The sequence below is a fragment of the Sinorhizobium americanum genome (genome assembly GCF_001651855.1).
Taxonomy (GTDB): Bacteria; Pseudomonadota; Alphaproteobacteria; order Rhizobiales; family Rhizobiaceae; genus Sinorhizobium; species Sinorhizobium americanum.
In genome coordinates, this window is the sequence record NZ_LNQC01000039.1 from 79,686 (window position 1) to 95,253 (window position 15,568).

A 15,568-nucleotide genomic window follows, 5' to 3' on the forward strand; every position below is an offset into this window, starting at 1 on the left:
CGCAGTTCAGGCGACTTGCTGCACGGCGTCAAGACGCCCTTGGAACAGCGCGGCGATGAGATCCGATTGGGTGACGATACCGACGACGCGGTTTTCAGCGTCCACGATCGGCATATGGTGCAGACCCATGTCCGCCATGGGCGGCACCAGCTTGGCGATCATCGTTTCCGGCAGGGCCGATTGGACTCGGGTCGTCATGATTTCGGAAACCAGCCGAGGCGATTTCGCCGGCAGTCCAATGATATTGCCGATCCGCTCGCGAAGGCCGATCTGCAGCCGCCCGTCCACCGCCAGCGTCGTGTGCTTCATGAAGTCGGCTTGGGTAATCATGCCGACCATGCCGTCTTTTTCGGTCACCACCGGCAAGGCCTGAATTCGGTGTGCGACGAGCATTCGCCATGCTTTGCGCAGCGGCGTGTCGGGCGCAACGGTCAGCACGTCGCGGGACATGATCTCGCCACAGGTTATTTTGCCCGACCGGCGGGTGAAGGCACGAATTTGCGCCTGGTGAATGAAGCTGTCGAGCTCCTCGGGACTGATGTCGACGATCTCGCCATATTGCGCCAGCACCGCCTGGAGGTCGTCCGGAACGACACCGAGGCGCTGGCTTGGCAGCGGATCCTCGGTGCGATGGGGGTTCGGGGCAGGGGCAAGGTGCGGATAGCGGCGGCCGGTGAGATTGTTGAAGATAAGCGCCGCCGTCAGGATGACCAGCGAGTTGATCGCGACCGGGGAAAAGACGAAGGCGTAGCCCGCCTCATGGATCACCGGGCCGCCGAGAACCGCGGTCAGGGCGACGGCGCCGCTCGGCGGGTGCAGGCAGCCAAGGAGCAGCATGACGCCGATTGCCAAGGCGACGGCGATGGCCGCCGCCACAACAGGATTGGGGATGAGCAAGGCGCAGGTGACGCCGACCGTTGCGGAGACGACATTGCCGCCCACGATCGACCAGGGCTGGGCGAGCGGGCTCGACGGCGCGGCGAAAAGCAGCACCGCGGAGGCTCCCATCGGGGCGATGAGCAGCGGCAGGCTGGCGTCGGCCCCGACGGCAACCGTGCTGATGAACCCTGTCGACAGGACCCCGATGAGCGCGCCGCAGGAGGCGCGCAGGCGCTCCCAGCCGCTGACCGGTACCAGCGAGGGCATCAAACGTCGAAGAAGGGCTGCGGCCTTGGACATGGATGTTCGTGCGCGATGCGGAGGGTGAAACGAGAACGAAGTGCACAGCGCAATAGCATGTGATTGCGGATTGGGCACGAAATCTGCATCCAAGAAAACGCACAGGATTAAAAAATATGCACTATGCTCAACAAATACCCGGCACAAGGAGCGGCGCCGAATTCAGGCCGCAGAGGCAAGGTCAATCGTGATCTTGGTGCCCCGGTTCGGAGCGGTGTCGTATGAGATTTTCGCCTTGTGCAGCTCGGCGATCCGATGAACGATTTTCAGGCCGAGGCCGAGTTGGCCCGATCGTTTGACGTAGCCGAGGTCCTCGTTCAGTTCCGGCAGATCGACCATGCCCTTGCCGTCATCCTCAACGGAGACCTGTGGGCCGGGTCCACAGGTCAGCACGATCCGGGTACCCGGCGGATTGTGCTTTACCGCGTTCTCGATCAGGTTCCTGAGCATGTTCTCGACGAGCGCCGGGATCACCTTCACCGGCGTTGTCCCGTGGTCGACGAACTCGATTGACCTGTCTTGGTCGAAGACGAACGGCGCCGTGGCTTGCGCCACCTCGGCTCCGATTTCGGACAGATTGCCCCGCTCGTAGGCGGATGGGTCGACGGTGTCCGCCCGCGCCAGCGACGTCAACTGCTCGAGAATATGCGTCAGCGCGTCGAGGTCCCGCTCGGCATTGCGCGCCCGAGGATCGTCGATCCGGCTCAACTCCATCTTGGCGATCGAAACGGGCGTGCGTATCTCATGGGCGATCGAGGACGAAAAGACCTTCTGCGATTGGACGAGATCGGCGACGCGGGCGAGCAGCCGGTTGACGGCGCTTACCAGCCGTTCGATCTCTTCCGGCATGCGGGTTATCGGCAGGCGGGCGCCGCTGTCGCGCGGGTCGATCGCATCCGCAGCCTTGACCGCCATCGCCACCGGCCTGAGAGCACTTCGGATCGACCAGATCGTCGCGCCGACCACGAGGCAAAACATCAGCGTCATCGGAACGATCATCGAATCGAACATCTCGCGCAGGAGCGCGCCATACATGAAGCCGTTCGGGTCCTTCACGATCGCCAGTTCGACGAGCACGGATTCGCCATCGCGCTCAAAGGATTGACCGCCCGCCACACTAAATGGCTTTCCCTCCTCGATCGTCCGCTTCCAGAAGCTCGGCGCATTGATGCTCAACGGCAGGAAATGCTCGGCGCATTCCGTCGTGCAATCGGAAAAGAGGATAGAGCCGGAAGCGGTACGCACCCGCACATAGATCGCGCCTGCACGCCCATCCAGATCGACGTAGCGTTCGCGGAACTCGCGATCGGCGCTGAATGTCGGCAGCCCGTCCTCCATGGTGATCGCCTGCGACAGGATTTCCGTTTCCTGCTGCAGCATCAGGACGCTGAGCTTGTCGTCGTCAAACCAGTAATCGGCGAAGACCACGCCGATCTCGAGGATCATGGCGAGCAGGGAAAAGGCGATGATGCGTCTGGCAACAATGCCGATCAGCGACGGATTGCCTTTCCTCATGCAGCGGCCCGCAGGAGATAGCCGATGCCGCGCACCGTTTCGATCCGGATACCGGTGGCAAGCGGCTGCAACCGCTTCCGAACTCGGGAGACGGCGAGCTCGAGCGCATTGGAACTGAGCTCTTGGCCATATTCGGAGAGGACTGTCTCGAGCCGACGCTTTGGCACGACGCGACCAACCTCACGCATCAATATCTCGATCAGCGAGCGTTCGCGCGGGGGAAGGGCGATTATCGTCCCGTCGCAGGTGAGCTCTGCGGTGGCTGGATCGAAGCGCAACGCGCCGGCTTCGAGCACCGGCTGTATGGCGTGCGGATTGCGCCTCAGCATCGCCCGGCAGCGGGAAAGCAGTTCCCGATGGTGGAAAGGCTTCACCAAATAGTCGTCCGCCCCGGCATCGAGCCCTTGGACCCGCTCGTCGACGGAGCCGCGGGCGGTGATGACCAGTACGGGCAAGCCGGCGTGCTCCTGCCTTATCCATCTCAGAAGATCGAGACCGTCGCCATCCGGCAAGCCCAGGTCAAGAAGGACGAGATCGTGCTCCCGCCCGACAATGGCGGCCTCGGCTTCGCCGAGACTCGAAACCGCGTCGAGCCGCCAGCCCGCATCGCGCATGGTTTCGCCCACGAGTTCGATGAGGCGAGGACTGTCTTCGACGAGCAGCAGGCGCATGCGTTTCCCTGATCTGAAGCCTTCTTGGATCGGCGGCCGCAGACCATAGGGGGTTTTCCCTCACGTGCCAACGTCGCAGAACCCGGGGAGCATCGTGCCCGACAGGACCTCGACAGTTTGCCCGCGGTACTGGCGGAGGTGTCGTGACACGCCGGCAACTTCGTCGCGTCCAAGAATAGGGACGACGCCGGTTCGAAAAAGCGCGACGTAACCACGGGCAAAGAATTTCCATCCTGGAGAACAATGTTTTGGCTGTCTTCAGAATTCGTCGGCCGGAGATCGGCAGCATCTCCTTGAGTGCGGCGGCCACGCTTTATCTGCTGCTCATCACCAACAATTCCTTCTGGAGCCATGCGGTGACCTCTTTCGGTCACGCGTGGATCGCTGTCCTATCGTTCGGGGTGGCACTCGGTCTGACCACCTTTTCAGTCCTGACCATGCTGTCGATGAAATATCTGATGAAGCCGCTGTTGGTCCTGCTGATCGCCATATCGGCGGCTGCGTCGCACTTCACCGAGACGTTCGGCATCGTCATCGACAAGGAAATGATCGGAAACGCCGCCGTCACCACTGGCCCAGAGGCGAGCCACCTGCTGACTGGCAGCCTGGCGCTTCATCTTGCGCTCTACGCACTCTTGCCGTCGCTTCTCATCGCGTGGGTCAAGATCAAGCATCGGCCATTTTTCTCAAAAGCGGCAATCAATTTCCTCTTCGTTGCTCCGGCGCTTCTGCTGAGCGGCATGCTCATCTACGCCAACCTTGCCGGCATCGCCTATGCGCTCAGAGAGCATCGAGATCTGATGGTCCGGTTCAATCCGGCCGGACCGATCACGTCGGCGGTGCGCTACGGACTTTCCAGCTATCGCGAGCGCAATCTGGTCGTGCAGCCGCTCGGGATCGACGCCAGAGAAGGGTATCGCATCGCCACAGCCGGCAAGCCTGTCGTCGTGGTGGTGGTCGCAGGCGAGACTGCACGGGCGATGAACTTCTCCCTCAATGGCTATCACCGCGACACAAATCCGGAACTGGAGGCACTCGGAGTGGTCAACTACCGTGATACGACGAGCTGCGGCACGGCGACGGCGGTCTCGCTGCCCTGCATGTTTTCCGTCTATCCGCGCAGCGAGTACAGCGACTGGAAAGCTCGCTCGACCGAAAACCTCGTCAACGTACTGACGCATGCGGGTGTTTCGGTCACCTGGTGGGACAACAACACCGGCAGCAAGGGCATCGCCGACCTCATCAGTTTTGCCAGCATGACGCACCAAAAGAACAGCCCGCTTTGCAGCAATGGCGAATGTCTCGACGAAATCTTCCTCGGCGACCTGGATAAGAAGCTTGCCGCGACGACGAAAAACAGCGTCATCGTACTGCATCAGCTCGGCAGTCACGGCCCGGCCTATTACCTGCGCTATCCCGAGGCGTTCCGCCGCTTCACGCCGGACTGTCGCACGCCGGAGCTGATGAGCTGTACGACGGAGGAAATCGTCAACGCCTATGACAACTCGATCCTCTATACCGACCATGTGCTCGCAAGCGTTGCGGGGCTCATCGAAAAACATCAGGACCGCATCGCCGGCGCGATGATCTACATGTCGGACCATGGAGAATCGCTCGGCGAGAACGGCATTTACCTGCACGGTGCACCCTATGCGATTGCACCGAAGGAACAGACGCAGGTTCCGTTCATCGCCTGGTTCTCGAAGCCCTACCAGGCGATTATGGGCGTCGACACCGGCTGCCTTGCCAAGGATACCGACAAGCCGCGGTCGCACGACAACCTGTTCCACACTGTCCTCGGCATGATGGACGTGCAGACGCGAGTCTATAATCGCGCCCTCGACGCCTTCGCGGCCTGCACCCGGCCGGCGGAGCGGAAGCAGGGGGCACCGGGCTTCCATGCGGCGGACAATGCGGCGCCAAGGCGGCTGTCGGCAGTTCGACAAATCTGGTAGACTTTGTACGTGAAACCAACCCGGTCGGTCTGCTGCATGATTCCCGAGATTAGGATCGATCGGACAAGATCATGCGCAATTCCATGTGCTACAGCGATCTTTGCGTGTCTGACGGCACGCGCGGCGCTACTATCATGGAGGAGAAGCGATGCAGTTCGTTGGCATCCAGGTCTTCCCAGAGCGTGGCGGCAAGGCGGGGTTTACCGTTGAGTTCGTCGGTGCGACGGGTGAGGTCGTTTCCGTCCTGTGTCCGCAGAACGCGGCGGGCACCCTGAACAGGCTGAACGCCGTGGCACGCGCGAAGGAAATCCTCGCAGCCGCCATGGAGGCGAATGGCGAACTGCTCGGCATAACGGGCACGCGACGATCCCCGTCGATCCCGGAAGGCGCGCTTCCGAACGCCCGCCAGGCACATGACGAAGATGCGATGGAAGAGCAGCTGGAGGAGGGGCTCGAGGACACGTTTCCCGCCAGTGACCCGGTGTCCATCACCGGTTCGACCATTCCGAGGGCGACGCCGCGCCGTTGATCTGTGCGGCGGAGGGCCGTATTTCCCTTGCGGCTGTTCAGCCGTCCGATTAACCAATCCATTGCGTTTCCGTATTTTTGCGCCGAAAGCGATTCCGGCCGGTTTTATAATGCGATAGAGCTGTTCGTTGAACCAAGTGGTCGCAGCAGCAATTCAAAGTGCTATAGCGGCTTTCCGCGTCCAACTGGACGCGCGGCGCTGTAGTGACGAGGGACGACCGATTTCGTCCGGATCCATGGAGAAGGCCGTGTTGGACGGGGAGAGGAGCACCGCTTCATGAATGGCCGACGTCTGACATTTGCTGTCGGTGACATTCACGGCTGCCTCGCTGAGCTCGAAACCCTGTTGGCGGCGATCGAGTCCGCCGCGCCGGGGGGGAGGGTGATTTTTCTCGGCGACCTCGTCGACCGGGGCCCGGAGAGCAGGGGCGTCGTCGAGCGGATCATGGCGGGACCGACCAGGGCCGGTTGGCAATGGATAACACTCAAGGGCAACCATGAGGATATGTTGCTCTCGGCCCGCAAGGGTCTTGCCGAGATGAGCTCGTGGCTGATGAACGGCGGCGGCGAAACTCTGGACTCCTACGGTGGCGCCATACCCTTGAGCCATCTGGTCTGGATGGCCGAACTGCCGTCGATCATCGTCGAGCCCTATCGCATCTTCGTCCACGCCGGCGTGGATGAGACGATCCCGCTCGAGGAACAGGGCGACGATATTCTGCTCTGGATGCGGACCGAGCCGAACTACTCCGGCCATTACTGGGGCAAGCATGTCTGCCACGGGCATACGCCGAGCCGCGGTAATCCCCGCACTGTCGGCAACAGGACCAATGTCGATTCGGGTGCAGTCTTCGGCGGCGTGCTCTCCTGCGCCGTCTTTGACGATGACGTGGCCGGTGGGCCGATCGATTTTCTCATTGCCGGCGGGCGCCGCTGAGCACGCTGAGAAGAAGGTTGTGCGCTGGCCCCTCCAAGGATAGTTGTGGCATCCGCGCAAGCGCGAAATTTCTTGCTAAGGAGCCGGCTTGGATACCCTGACCACCGCGATATTCCCGAAAAACTTCGCTGCCCTGCTGTTCGATATGGATGGTACCCTGCTCAATTCCATGGCCGTCGTCGAACGGGTATGGGGGGCGTGGGCGGTCCGCAATGGGCTCGATCCCCATGAACTGATGAAATCGGTGCATGGCGTGCGCGCGTCGGACACGATCCGCAAGCTCGGGCTCGCCGTCGACCCCGACCTTGAGGCGCATGCGCTCGCCCTGGCGGAGATTGCCGATGTGGATGGTATCGCCGAAATACCCGGGGCGGTCGCCTTCCTCGACTCATTGCCGCCCGAACGCTGGGCGATCGTCACGTCGGCGCCGCTGGAGCTGGCCAGGCGCCGCCTCGCCGCGGCCGGCATTCCAGTTCCGCGCCACATGGTCACCGGTGAAGATGTCACGGCGGGCAAGCCCGATCCGCAGGGCTATCTTCTCGCCGCCAAGCGGCTCGGAGTTCGTGCCGAGGACTGCCTGGTCTTCGAAGATGCCCCGGCCGGGATACTCGCGGGAAGCGCCGCCGGCGCCGAAGTGGCCGTGATCACCGGTGCTCACGCCGCGGCGGAGGGAACGCCGCATCTGACTTTGGAGCATTACGCGGACGTCGAGGCCCGGATCGGCGGCGACGGCTGGCTTTCGCTTCACCGGCGCTATCGCTGATTTGCTCGCTGCAGGATGAGACGATGCCGGTCGGTCGGCGCGCTTCGCATGTCCGGCATATTTTTCTAGTAATTTTGTAGAGAATAAACCTTCATTCCTTACCTTCGCTATTGCTGCCGGGCACAATCTCCGCATGAAACTATCCATTTGCAGCAACCGGTGCTCCGGGGAGCGAACGTATGGTGAAGACGCTGATCGTTCCGGGTTTGTTCGGATCGGGCGAGGGCCACTGGCAGCGCCACTGGCTCATCGATCAACCGGGGGCCACGCTCGTCGAGCAGGGCGACTGGAACCGACCGGCGCTTGCGGTTTGGCGAAGTGCTCTGGAGACAGAAATCGACAGGCATCCGTCGGTCGACATCGTCGCTCACAGCCTGGGCTGCCTTTTGGTCGCGGGCCTTGCCGGCCACCCGGTTGCCAAGCGCATCGGAAGCGTTCTTCTTGTGGCGCCCTGTGATCTCGAGGAGACGGAGCGCCTGCATCCGGGGGCGATCGCCTTCGGTGGCATGCCGCGACAGCGGCTTAGCTTTCCAAGTCTCGTCGTCGGCAGTCTCAACGATCCCTATATGCGCTTCGACCGCTTACGGATTTTTTGTGAAGAATGGGGCAGCCGCCTCGTCGATCTCGGCCATGCCGGCCACATCAACATCGCGAGCGGCTTCGGCCGCTGGCCGGCCGGCTATGATCTACTCCAGGTCCTGAACGGCATGGCTAAGGACGACCGCGCGATCACTGCGCCTACAATGCTCGTCCGTCAATTGGCGCGTTCGGCTCCAGCGAGCCGGCAACGATCATTTCTCTAAGGCGCGTTCAAACGTACTCACGCTGAACACTTTGGGCGACTCGCATTAACGCCACATACCGCGCATGCGGGCCCGGACATCGATGCGCAATTGCTGCGCATCGCGCTGGCCAACCGCAGCCTGCTTGGCAACGGGCCAGGCCGAGCACTCGAAGAATTGCAGAAGCGTTGCAGGTAGGAAGCGGCTGCGCGAGGCGTAGACATGCCGGTCGCCTTGGGCATGCTGCCCGTGCGTGAAAAAGCGCTGCGGGGTGATCAGATGCAGGCTGTCCTTGGCGCGCGTCATGGCGACGTAAAGCAGACGGCGCTCCTCCTCGACCTCCGCCGTGCTGCCGACACCGAGGTCGGACGGAATGCAGCCGTCGACGCAATTCAGTACGAAAACCGATTTCCATTCCTGCCCCTTGGCCGAGTGGATGGTCGAGAGGATGAGATAGTCCTCGTCGAGCAGCGGCACGCCCGCATGGTCGCTGGTGGCGTCCGGCGGATCGAGGGTGAGCTCGGTCAGAAAGCGTTCCCGGGACGGATAGCCGCTGGCGATCTGCTCGAGCTGCAGAAGGTCAGCCCTGCGGACCTCGGCGTCTTCATGGATACGCTCCAGATGCGGTTCGTACCAGGCGCGGGCCGCGCTGATTTCTCCTGGCCACCCGGTCCGGCCGGAGCGCAGGGCCTGCAGCATGTCAGCGAATGCCGGCCAGGCATCGCCGGAGCGCCGCGGGGCAGGTATCTCCGAAAGCGCCGCCAACGGTTCCGGATCGACGGCGATCGCGTCGAGGACGCGCGCGGCCGTTTGCGGACCGACACCGGGCAGCAATTGCATCAGCCGAAAGCCCGCAACGCGATCGCGTGGATTCTGTGCAAAGCGCAGCGCTGCCAACATGTCTTTCACATGCGCGCTGTCCAGGAATTTGAGCCCACCGAACTTCACGAAGGGGATGTTGCGACGGGTCAGTTCCACCTCGAGGGCGCCGCTGTGATGCGAGGTTCGGAAGAGCACGGCCTGCTGCTTCAGCAGCATTCCGCCTTCGCGGTTCTCCAAGATCTGTTCGACGGCGTAATTAGCCTGCTCGGCCTCGTCACGCACGGTCACAAGCCGCGGCCGTTCGGCCGATTCCCGCTCGGTCCAGAGGTTCTTGGTGAAACGCTCCCGCGCCAGTTCGATCACGCCGTTCGCGGCGGCGAGGATCGGCTGAGTGGAGCGATAGTTCCGATCGAGCGTGATGATTTCCGCCGCCGGCGTGAAGCTGGTCGGAAAATCCAGGATATTGCGAACCGTCGCGGCGCGGAACGAATAGATCGACTGGGCGTCGTCGCCCACCACGGTGAGGCCGCGCCCATTCGGCTTCAATGCCGTCAGGATCGAAGCCTGCAGCCGGTTGGTGTCCTGATATTCGTCGACGAGCACGTGGTCGAACCGGCCGCCGACGTCATCGGCGAGGACAGTATCGCCCATCATCTGCGCCCAGCAAAGCAGCAGGTCGTCGTAATCGAGTACGTTCTGCGCCTGCTTGGCTTCGACATAGGCGCCGAAAAGTTCGCGCAGCTGCTTTTCCCACGCAGAACACCAGGGAAAATTGTCGCGCAGGACTTCGTCGAGCGGCTGCTCCGCATTGACGGTGCGCGAATAGATTGAAAGACAGGTCGCCTTGGTCGGGAAACGGTTCTCGGTTTTCGAGAAACCAAGCTCGTGCCGCACGATATTCATGAGATCGGCGCTGTCTTCCCGATCGTGGATGGTGAAATCCGGATCAATACCAATTTCGACGGCATGGTCGCGCAGGAGCCGCGCGCCGATGCCGTGAAAGGTTCCCGCCCAGGCAAGCGCGTCCGAGATCGTGCCGGCCTTCCCGCCGAGCACCTGGCCGCAGATGCGTTCGACCCTCCGGCCCATCTCGGCGGCCGCCCGGCGCGAGAAGGTCATCAGGAGGATACGTCGGGGGTCCGCACCGTTGACGATGAGATGCGCCACCCGGTGGGCAAGCGTGTTGGTCTTGCCCGAGCCGGCGCCGGCGATGATGAGAAGCGGACCGCCGATATGGGCATCCGGTCCGACACCGTGTGAGACGGCACTGCGCTGGCGCTCGTTCAGTTTTTCCAGATATGCCACGCTCATCCGGCCTCGTCCCGCCTCCAATTGCGCTCGCGCGACGTAAACAGACGCGTCCTGTGAGGCGGCCGGCTTGCAGCGAATCGCGCGTGAACGGATAAGGAACATAGCCACAGTTCGACATGCTGCAAAGCCGCTTCGCGATTTGCTGATATTTCGGCCCGAACCGATTGGCCGCTTCGCTATTCGGCGCGCGTTCGATGCGCGGCAACGCCCGCCGGCTTCCGCGCCTGCTGGCGTCGCGCCATGGAGCGTGCGTTTCTGCGGGCGATCCTCAACTCGGCGAGCGTCGGCTGCCACCATCCCCTGGAGAGCGCCTCGGGCCCGGGCTCCTTGCGGGCCGGCCATGTCGCGACGAGTTCGGCGAAAGTCGGTCGACGCCATCTCCCCCAGACGTGATCAACGGCCTGATCGGCTTGAGGATAATATTGCGCCAACGCCGCCGGCTCGGCGACTTCGCCCAAGAAATCCAAAACGGTGACGATCCCATACTGCACGGTCGCAACCGGGCGGCCCAAGGGCGGCGGATCGTCTGTGGTGAGGGGATACCGGCGACGCCGCCTCTCCGCTGCACGCGCCCTGGCCGCCCTTTGCACCTCGGAGCCTTTTTCCGCGTATCGTCGGCGCTTCCTTTCGTCTGGTTCGCTTCGACGGGCGGCCTCCTCGATCCTCGGCCAACATCGCCGCAGTTCTTCGTAGGACCGGAAGGGTACGCGCCACACCCCCATATCTTCGTCCCAGTGCGCCCAGGGAATTTCGCGCAGCAATTCGATGACCGATCTGGAATAGGGCGTTCGGATGCGCAGGTCGTCGCTGACCTCAAGATACCGGCTGACGATGGGCTCGAAATCATAGGCGTCGCGGCCCTTGAGATCGCCATGAATGTCGGTGTGCTCTGATTCCCGTGCCAGCCAGCGCTCGATGCGGCGAGCGGCCGTCTTTCCCGGCACGAACCAGCTCCTGCGTTCGTCGTTCCACCGAGCGCGTGGAAACGCCTCGCGAAATCGCTCGACGGTCGATCGGTCATAGGGGAAGGACGCAAATTCGCCCTGCCGAGCTACCCCGCGCCTCCACTGCTTATGTGGAACCATGACCGTCTCTCCACGCTCTCAAGTGTAACGCTGTGCGCGATCGCTTTGTTCGTCTCGATTGGGCTTCCCGCAGCCAGACGCTTTTCGGAGCGGTGCAATGGAACCCGTCTCCTCGTCTGCGAGTTTCCTCTGCACTAGGAGGAACGATGCCTAAGGTCACCGACACGATCACCCAACCCCAGCCCCCGGACCGCCGGGTCGAGTGCGAGCGGGCGCTGGAAGAGGATTTTCAGATCTTCACAAGCCTGGCCGAAGGCGCAGGCTGGACTTGGCAGGAGATCGCGCTTGCGCTGATGGAACTCACCGAAGACTATGTGGTGGCGATGCGCATGGCGGCAAAGATGGCCGAAACCAATCCCGTTCCCTTCCCAGGAAACAAGACGATGCACTGATGGCGGGCAAGTGGGCCGACCTCGCGTCGCGGGATCATTCTCGCGGACGCACGGACAGTTTCTTCAGCATCACGACGTCGCGCACGCCGGATTGGTAAACGCGGATCAATCTTGCGGCGATTTCGTTGGCTCTCTCGCCGCTGCTTTCCACGCCCTTTTCCTCTAGGATCTGTTCGAAAATGCTGTGCAGCAGATCCACCTCCGTGGGGCCGAAAGTGCTGCACCGGTCGTGAGATGGCACCATGGTTCATCTCCTCTCGATGGGGACGGATTCGCACATCCGTGGCGCCCGAGCATGTGCCGGAAACGTTCAGTGTATGCCTGATTGGAACGATGACGAGTCACTGCAGATAGCAGCCTCGAAGCGCCGTGCACGTCCTGGTTTGCCGCTCGAGGGCGTTGCAGCCGTTTTCTCGACAAGATCAGGTGCAGTGATAGCGGCGATTTCGAATTCGCACCGCCGGCTTATTGCTTCCTTTAACGAAGACTGTCTAACGTCGAAGATATGGCGAAGGATACCAGGCGACTCTTTGAACTCTTCGAGACTTCTCCGGTTCTCGTCGCAGCCTATGACGGGTTCGACAGGCTGCACTACGCCAATGCGGCGTTCCGGTCAGCCTATTTCATCACACCGGATGAGATGCCGCTCTGGCCGGACCTGATGCGGCGGAACTTTCATGCCCAACGCGGAACCGTCATTCGCGCAGGAGATTTCGAGGAATGGCTGCGATCGACCCAGTCGCGCCGCGGCAAAGTCGGTTTCAGGTCTTTTGAAACCGATCTGTTCGATGGGCGCTGGCTTTGGATGACCGAAACCGTCGAGAAAGATGGCTGGATGCTTTGCGTCGCCACCGATGTGACCGGCCTCAAGGCCAAGACGCGCACGGTGCGACAGGATCGGGACCTGGCGATCAAGGCCTCCTACACGGACGAACTGACCGGCGTCGCCAACCGCCGCTTCGTCACGGCGAGAATCGAGGACATGCTGCAGCGGAACGAGCAGAGCTCGCCAGGCTGCCTCTGCGTGCTGGACATCGACCGTTTCAAGAGCATCAACGACCAGTTCGGCCATCAGACCGGCGATGCGATCCTGCGGGATTTCGCCATGCGCATTCACCGCCTGGTGCGGCGCACCGACTGCTTCGGAAGAGTGGGCGGCGAGGAATTCGTGCTTACCCTGCCGGCCACTCCCGTCGAGCAGGCCAGATTGATCCTCGAAAGAATGCTCGCCTCTGTGCGCAGGTCCCGTCCGCTTCAGGAGCGGCCCGATTTCGGATACACGTTCTCAGCCGGCATCGCGGGTGCTCATCCGGGTGACACGGCGATAAGCCTGTATGCCCGCGCCGACCGAGCGCTCTACATGGCCAAGCTCGCCGGTCGTGACCGCATTCACTTGGACGAACCCGATCCAGACCGATCGGCAGTTGCAGGGTAGCCGGGCGGGCAGTTCTCCGGCCGGAAACGGTTCAACGACGGCACTGCCGACCCGTCAGCACACTCCTGCATCGGCTGCCGGCCCCGGGTCAGGGGACGGATTTCTGCTGGATTCCGTTTCACGGGCGTGGAAGTCGGCGGTACAGTCCTGTACGAAGATGGAAACTTCTCCGATTTCCGCGCGTTGCAGAGAGGTTGGTGCCCCGCCTGGGGGAGCAGCATCATGCGCGTCCGTCACTCCGGGGACTCTCTGACGTGGAGAACCAATGACCGCCTCCGTCGACCATGCACCGGAACAGGGCCGCGGCCTGCGCCAGTTTCTCGCCCTCATGCTTGGATCCGTGGGAGTAGTCTACGGTGACATCGGCACCAGCCCCCTCTATGCGTTCCGTGAGGCATTGCGCCCCTTTGCGGCGGGCGGTGTCGAGCGGGCAGAGGTGATCGGCCTCATCTCGTTGGTCATCTGGACGCTGACGATCATCGTCACCATCAAATACGTCATTCTGCTGCTTCGCGCCGACAACAATGGTGAGGGCGGCACCTTGGCTCTCCTTGCGCTGTTGATGAAGAAGGGGACCAAGTATCCGGTGCTGATGTTCTTTACCGGCATTTTCGGTGCGTCGCTCTTCATCGGCGACGCGATGATCACACCAGCGCTCTCGGTGCTCTCCGCCGTCGAGGGCCTGAAGCTCGTGACGCCGGCTTTGCACGATTATGTGCTGCCGATCTCGGTCGCGATCATGGTGTTGTTGTTTGCCGTTCAGTCGCGTGGCACCGGCGCCGTCTCTATCTTCTTCGGGCCAATCACCCTCATCTGGTTTCTGGTTCTGGGCGCAGCCGGGGTTGCCCACATCGGCGACGATCTGGCGATCCTCGGAGCCTTCAATCCCGTGCACGCCGTTGTTTTCCTATGGAATGCTGGCTTCGTCGGGTTCATCATCCTTGGGGCTGTGTTCCTGACGGTCACGGGAGCGGAGGCTCTCTACGCCGATCTCGGGCATTTCGGCCGCGCGCCGATCCAGGCGGCCTGGATTGCGGTCGTATTCCCGGCGCTGACCTTGAACTATCTCGGCCAAGGCGCGCTGATCCTGTCGCATCCGGAGGCGATCTCCGACCCGTTTTTCCTGATGTTTCCGAGCTGGGCCCTGTTGCCGGTGGTGATCCTTGCCACGCTCGCGACCATCATTGCCAGCCAGTCGGTGATCACCGGCGCGTTCTCGCTCGTGCGGCAAGCCATCCACCTCGGCTTCCTGCCTCGCTTCGAGATCTGCTACACCTCGGAAACGCATACGGGCCAGATCTACCTGCCCTTGGTCAACACGGCGCTCCTCATCGGGGTGCTCGTCCTTTTGTTTGTGTTCGGCAGTTCCGAATCCCTCGCACCCGCCTATGGCGTCTCGATCACCGGTGCCATGCTGATCGACACGATTCTCGCATTCGAGTTCGTTCGCCGGCAGTGGGGCTGGGCCGTGCTGACTGCCATTGCAGTCCTGCTCCCCTTGTTCCTGCTGGAAATGGTCTTTCTCGGCGCCAACCTCTTCAAGATTCACCATGGCGGCTTCGTGCCGATCCTTTTCGCCGGAACGTTGATCACGATCATGTGGACCTGGCGGAGAGGCGTGCAGCTTCTGCGCGAGAAGACGGCGCGTCTGGAAGTGCCGCTCGACCAGTTCATCGCTGCCGTCGAACGAAAGTCCGAGCACGCTCCGGTCGAAGTCCCGGGAACGGCGATCTTCCTGACCGCCACGCCGGAGACGACCCCGTCTGTCCTCCTGCACAACATCAAGCACAATCATGTGCTCCACGAGCACAACGTCATCCTGACCATCAAAACGGCGAGGGTGCCCTATGTCGCGGAGAAGGACCGCTACACGCTGACGAAGCTGTCCGAGCGGTTCAGCAAGCTTGAACTGAGATTCGGCTTCATGGACGACCAGAATGTCTCGCGGGCGCTGGCGCGCTGCCGCAAGGAGGGTTTCAAATTCGAGATCATGTCGACGTCCTTCTATCTCGGCCGGCGCAAGCTCGTTCCGGATCCCGCCTCGGGCATGCCGAGATGGCAGGACAGACTGTTCATAGCGATGGCTGACTCGGCAATCGACCCGACTGACTACTTCCATCTGCCCGCCAATCGCGTCGTTGAGTTGGGAGAACAGGTGATTATCTAGCAACCAAGTGTCACTGTAGCCCTGCG

14 protein-coding genes are annotated in these 15,568 nt (G+C 62.1%); 8 read left to right on the forward strand and 6 right to left on the reverse strand.

Features of this window, described 5'->3' with window-relative positions:
* Nucleotides 1–6: 6 nt before the first annotated feature.
* The 3 genes from ATC00_RS03955 to ATC00_RS03965 all read right to left on the reverse strand — a co-directional run bounded on the left by ATC00_RS03955 (nt 7) and on the right by ATC00_RS03965 (nt 3,365).
* On the reverse strand, nt 7–1,179 hold the full coding sequence (locus ATC00_RS03955; RefSeq protein WP_064252030.1) for an HPP family protein: 1,173 nt from the start codon (nt 1,177–1,179) through the stop codon (nt 7–9).
* A 162-nt stretch (nt 1,180–1,341) separates the two neighbouring features.
* The gene (locus tag ATC00_RS03960; protein ID WP_064252031.1) at nt 1,342–2,694 is read right to left on the reverse strand and encodes a sensor histidine kinase; all 1,353 of its coding nucleotides are present in this window, start codon (nt 2,692–2,694) and stop codon (nt 1,342–1,344) included.
* Entirely contained in the window at nt 2,691–3,365 is a 675-nt protein-coding gene (locus ATC00_RS03965; RefSeq protein WP_037384962.1) for a response regulator, read from the reverse strand. Before ATC00_RS03965 ends, ATC00_RS03960 begins: the two co-directional genes overlap by 4 nt.
* A 248-nt stretch (nt 3,366–3,613) precedes the next feature.
* On the opposite strand from ATC00_RS03965, the gene ATC00_RS03970 reads away from it, so the two are divergent.
* From ATC00_RS03970 to ATC00_RS03990, 5 genes are all read left to right on the forward strand, one after another.
* Complete coding sequence (locus ATC00_RS03970; protein ID WP_064252032.1) at nt 3,614–5,320, forward strand: phosphoethanolamine transferase; 1,707 nt, start codon at nt 3,614–3,616, stop codon at nt 5,318–5,320.
* Nucleotides 5,321–5,468: 148 nt separating this feature from the next.
* Nucleotides 5,469–5,849 (forward strand): hypothetical protein, encoded by a 381-nt coding sequence (locus ATC00_RS03975; RefSeq protein WP_064252033.1) that lies wholly within the window; start codon nt 5,469–5,471, stop codon nt 5,847–5,849.
* Nucleotides 5,850–6,125: 276 nt separating this feature from the next.
* Nucleotides 6,126–6,785: a metallophosphoesterase family protein gene (locus ATC00_RS03980; RefSeq protein WP_064252034.1), complete on the forward strand. Its 660-nt coding sequence runs from the start codon at nt 6,126–6,128 to the stop codon at nt 6,783–6,785.
* 88 nt (nt 6,786–6,873) lie between these two features.
* Nucleotides 6,874–7,548 carry an HAD family hydrolase gene (locus ATC00_RS03985; RefSeq protein ID WP_064252035.1) on the forward strand — a complete coding sequence of 225 codons (675 nt, stop codon included), beginning with the start codon at nt 6,874–6,876 and terminating at the stop codon, nt 7,546–7,548.
* A 179-nt stretch (nt 7,549–7,727) separates the two neighbouring features.
* The gene (locus ATC00_RS03990; protein ID WP_064252036.1) at nt 7,728–8,351 is read left to right on the forward strand and encodes an RBBP9/YdeN family alpha/beta hydrolase; all 624 of its coding nucleotides are present in this window, start codon (nt 7,728–7,730) and stop codon (nt 8,349–8,351) included.
* A gap of 45 nt (nt 8,352–8,396) precedes the next feature.
* Here ATC00_RS03990 and ATC00_RS03995 read toward each other — a convergent pair whose 3' ends face one another.
* Nucleotides 8,397–10,463: an ATP-dependent helicase gene (locus tag ATC00_RS03995; RefSeq protein ID WP_064252037.1), complete on the reverse strand. Its 2,067-nt coding sequence runs from the start codon at nt 10,461–10,463 to the stop codon at nt 8,397–8,399.
* A 176-nt stretch (nt 10,464–10,639) separates the two neighbouring features.
* Nucleotides 10,640–11,548, reverse strand: a complete 909-nt coding sequence (locus ATC00_RS04000; RefSeq protein ID WP_064252038.1) for a hypothetical protein — start codon at nt 11,546–11,548, stop codon at nt 10,640–10,642.
* Between the two features lie 146 nt (nt 11,549–11,694).
* On the opposite strand from ATC00_RS04000, the gene ATC00_RS04005 reads away from it, so the two are divergent.
* Nucleotides 11,695–11,940: a hypothetical protein gene (locus ATC00_RS04005; RefSeq protein WP_037384978.1), complete on the forward strand. Its 246-nt coding sequence runs from the start codon at nt 11,695–11,697 to the stop codon at nt 11,938–11,940.
* Nucleotides 11,941–11,974: 34 nt separating this feature from the next.
* On the opposite strand, the gene ATC00_RS04010 is transcribed toward ATC00_RS04005, so the two are convergent.
* Nucleotides 11,975–12,184 (reverse strand): hypothetical protein, encoded by a 210-nt coding sequence (locus ATC00_RS04010; protein WP_037384983.1) that lies wholly within the window; start codon nt 12,182–12,184, stop codon nt 11,975–11,977.
* 261 nt (nt 12,185–12,445) lie between these two features.
* Between ATC00_RS04010 and ATC00_RS04015 the strand changes: the two genes are divergently transcribed.
* Together ATC00_RS04015 and ATC00_RS04020 are read left to right on the forward strand one after the other, a co-directional pair.
* Nucleotides 12,446–13,375 carry a sensor domain-containing diguanylate cyclase gene (locus ATC00_RS04015; protein ID WP_064252039.1) on the forward strand — a complete coding sequence of 310 codons (930 nt, stop codon included), beginning with the start codon at nt 12,446–12,448 and terminating at the stop codon, nt 13,373–13,375.
* A gap of 265 nt (nt 13,376–13,640) precedes the next feature.
* Nucleotides 13,641–15,542, forward strand: a complete 1,902-nt coding sequence (locus ATC00_RS04020) for a potassium transporter Kup (protein WP_064252040.1) — start codon at nt 13,641–13,643, stop codon at nt 15,540–15,542.
* Nucleotides 15,543–15,568: the final 26 nt, after the last annotated feature.

What these genes read in the sequence shown, in the direction of transcription:
- ATC00_RS03955 (WP_064252030.1), bottom strand. Translation starts at nt 1,179, where the DNA reads ATGTCCAAGGCCGCAGCCCTTCTTCGACGTTTGATGCCCTCGCTGGTA.
- ATC00_RS03960 (WP_064252031.1), bottom strand. Translation starts at nt 2,694, where the DNA reads ATGAGGAAAGGCAATCCGTCGCTGATCGGCATTGTTGCCAGACGCATC.
- ATC00_RS03965 (WP_037384962.1), bottom strand. Translation starts at nt 3,365, where the DNA reads ATGCGCCTGCTGCTCGTCGAAGACAGTCCTCGCCTCATCGAACTCGTG.
- ATC00_RS03975 (WP_064252033.1), top strand. Translation starts at nt 5,469, where the DNA reads ATGCAGTTCGTTGGCATCCAGGTCTTCCCAGAGCGTGGCGGCAAGGCG.
- ATC00_RS03980 (WP_064252034.1), top strand. Translation starts at nt 6,126, where the DNA reads ATGAATGGCCGACGTCTGACATTTGCTGTCGGTGACATTCACGGCTGC.
- ATC00_RS03990 (WP_064252036.1), top strand. Translation starts at nt 7,728, where the DNA reads ATGGTGAAGACGCTGATCGTTCCGGGTTTGTTCGGATCGGGCGAGGGC.
- ATC00_RS03995 (WP_064252037.1), bottom strand. Translation starts at nt 10,463, where the DNA reads ATGAGCGTGGCATATCTGGAAAAACTGAACGAGCGCCAGCGCAGTGCC.
- ATC00_RS04000 (WP_064252038.1), bottom strand. Translation starts at nt 11,548, where the DNA reads ATGGTTCCACATAAGCAGTGGAGGCGCGGGGTAGCTCGGCAGGGCGAA.
- ATC00_RS04005 (WP_037384978.1), top strand. Translation starts at nt 11,695, where the DNA reads ATGCCTAAGGTCACCGACACGATCACCCAACCCCAGCCCCCGGACCGC.
- ATC00_RS04010 (WP_037384983.1), bottom strand. Translation starts at nt 12,184, where the DNA reads ATGGTGCCATCTCACGACCGGTGCAGCACTTTCGGCCCCACGGAGGTG.
- ATC00_RS04015 (WP_064252039.1), top strand. Translation starts at nt 12,446, where the DNA reads ATGGCGAAGGATACCAGGCGACTCTTTGAACTCTTCGAGACTTCTCCG.
- ATC00_RS04020 (WP_064252040.1), top strand. Translation starts at nt 13,641, where the DNA reads ATGACCGCCTCCGTCGACCATGCACCGGAACAGGGCCGCGGCCTGCGC.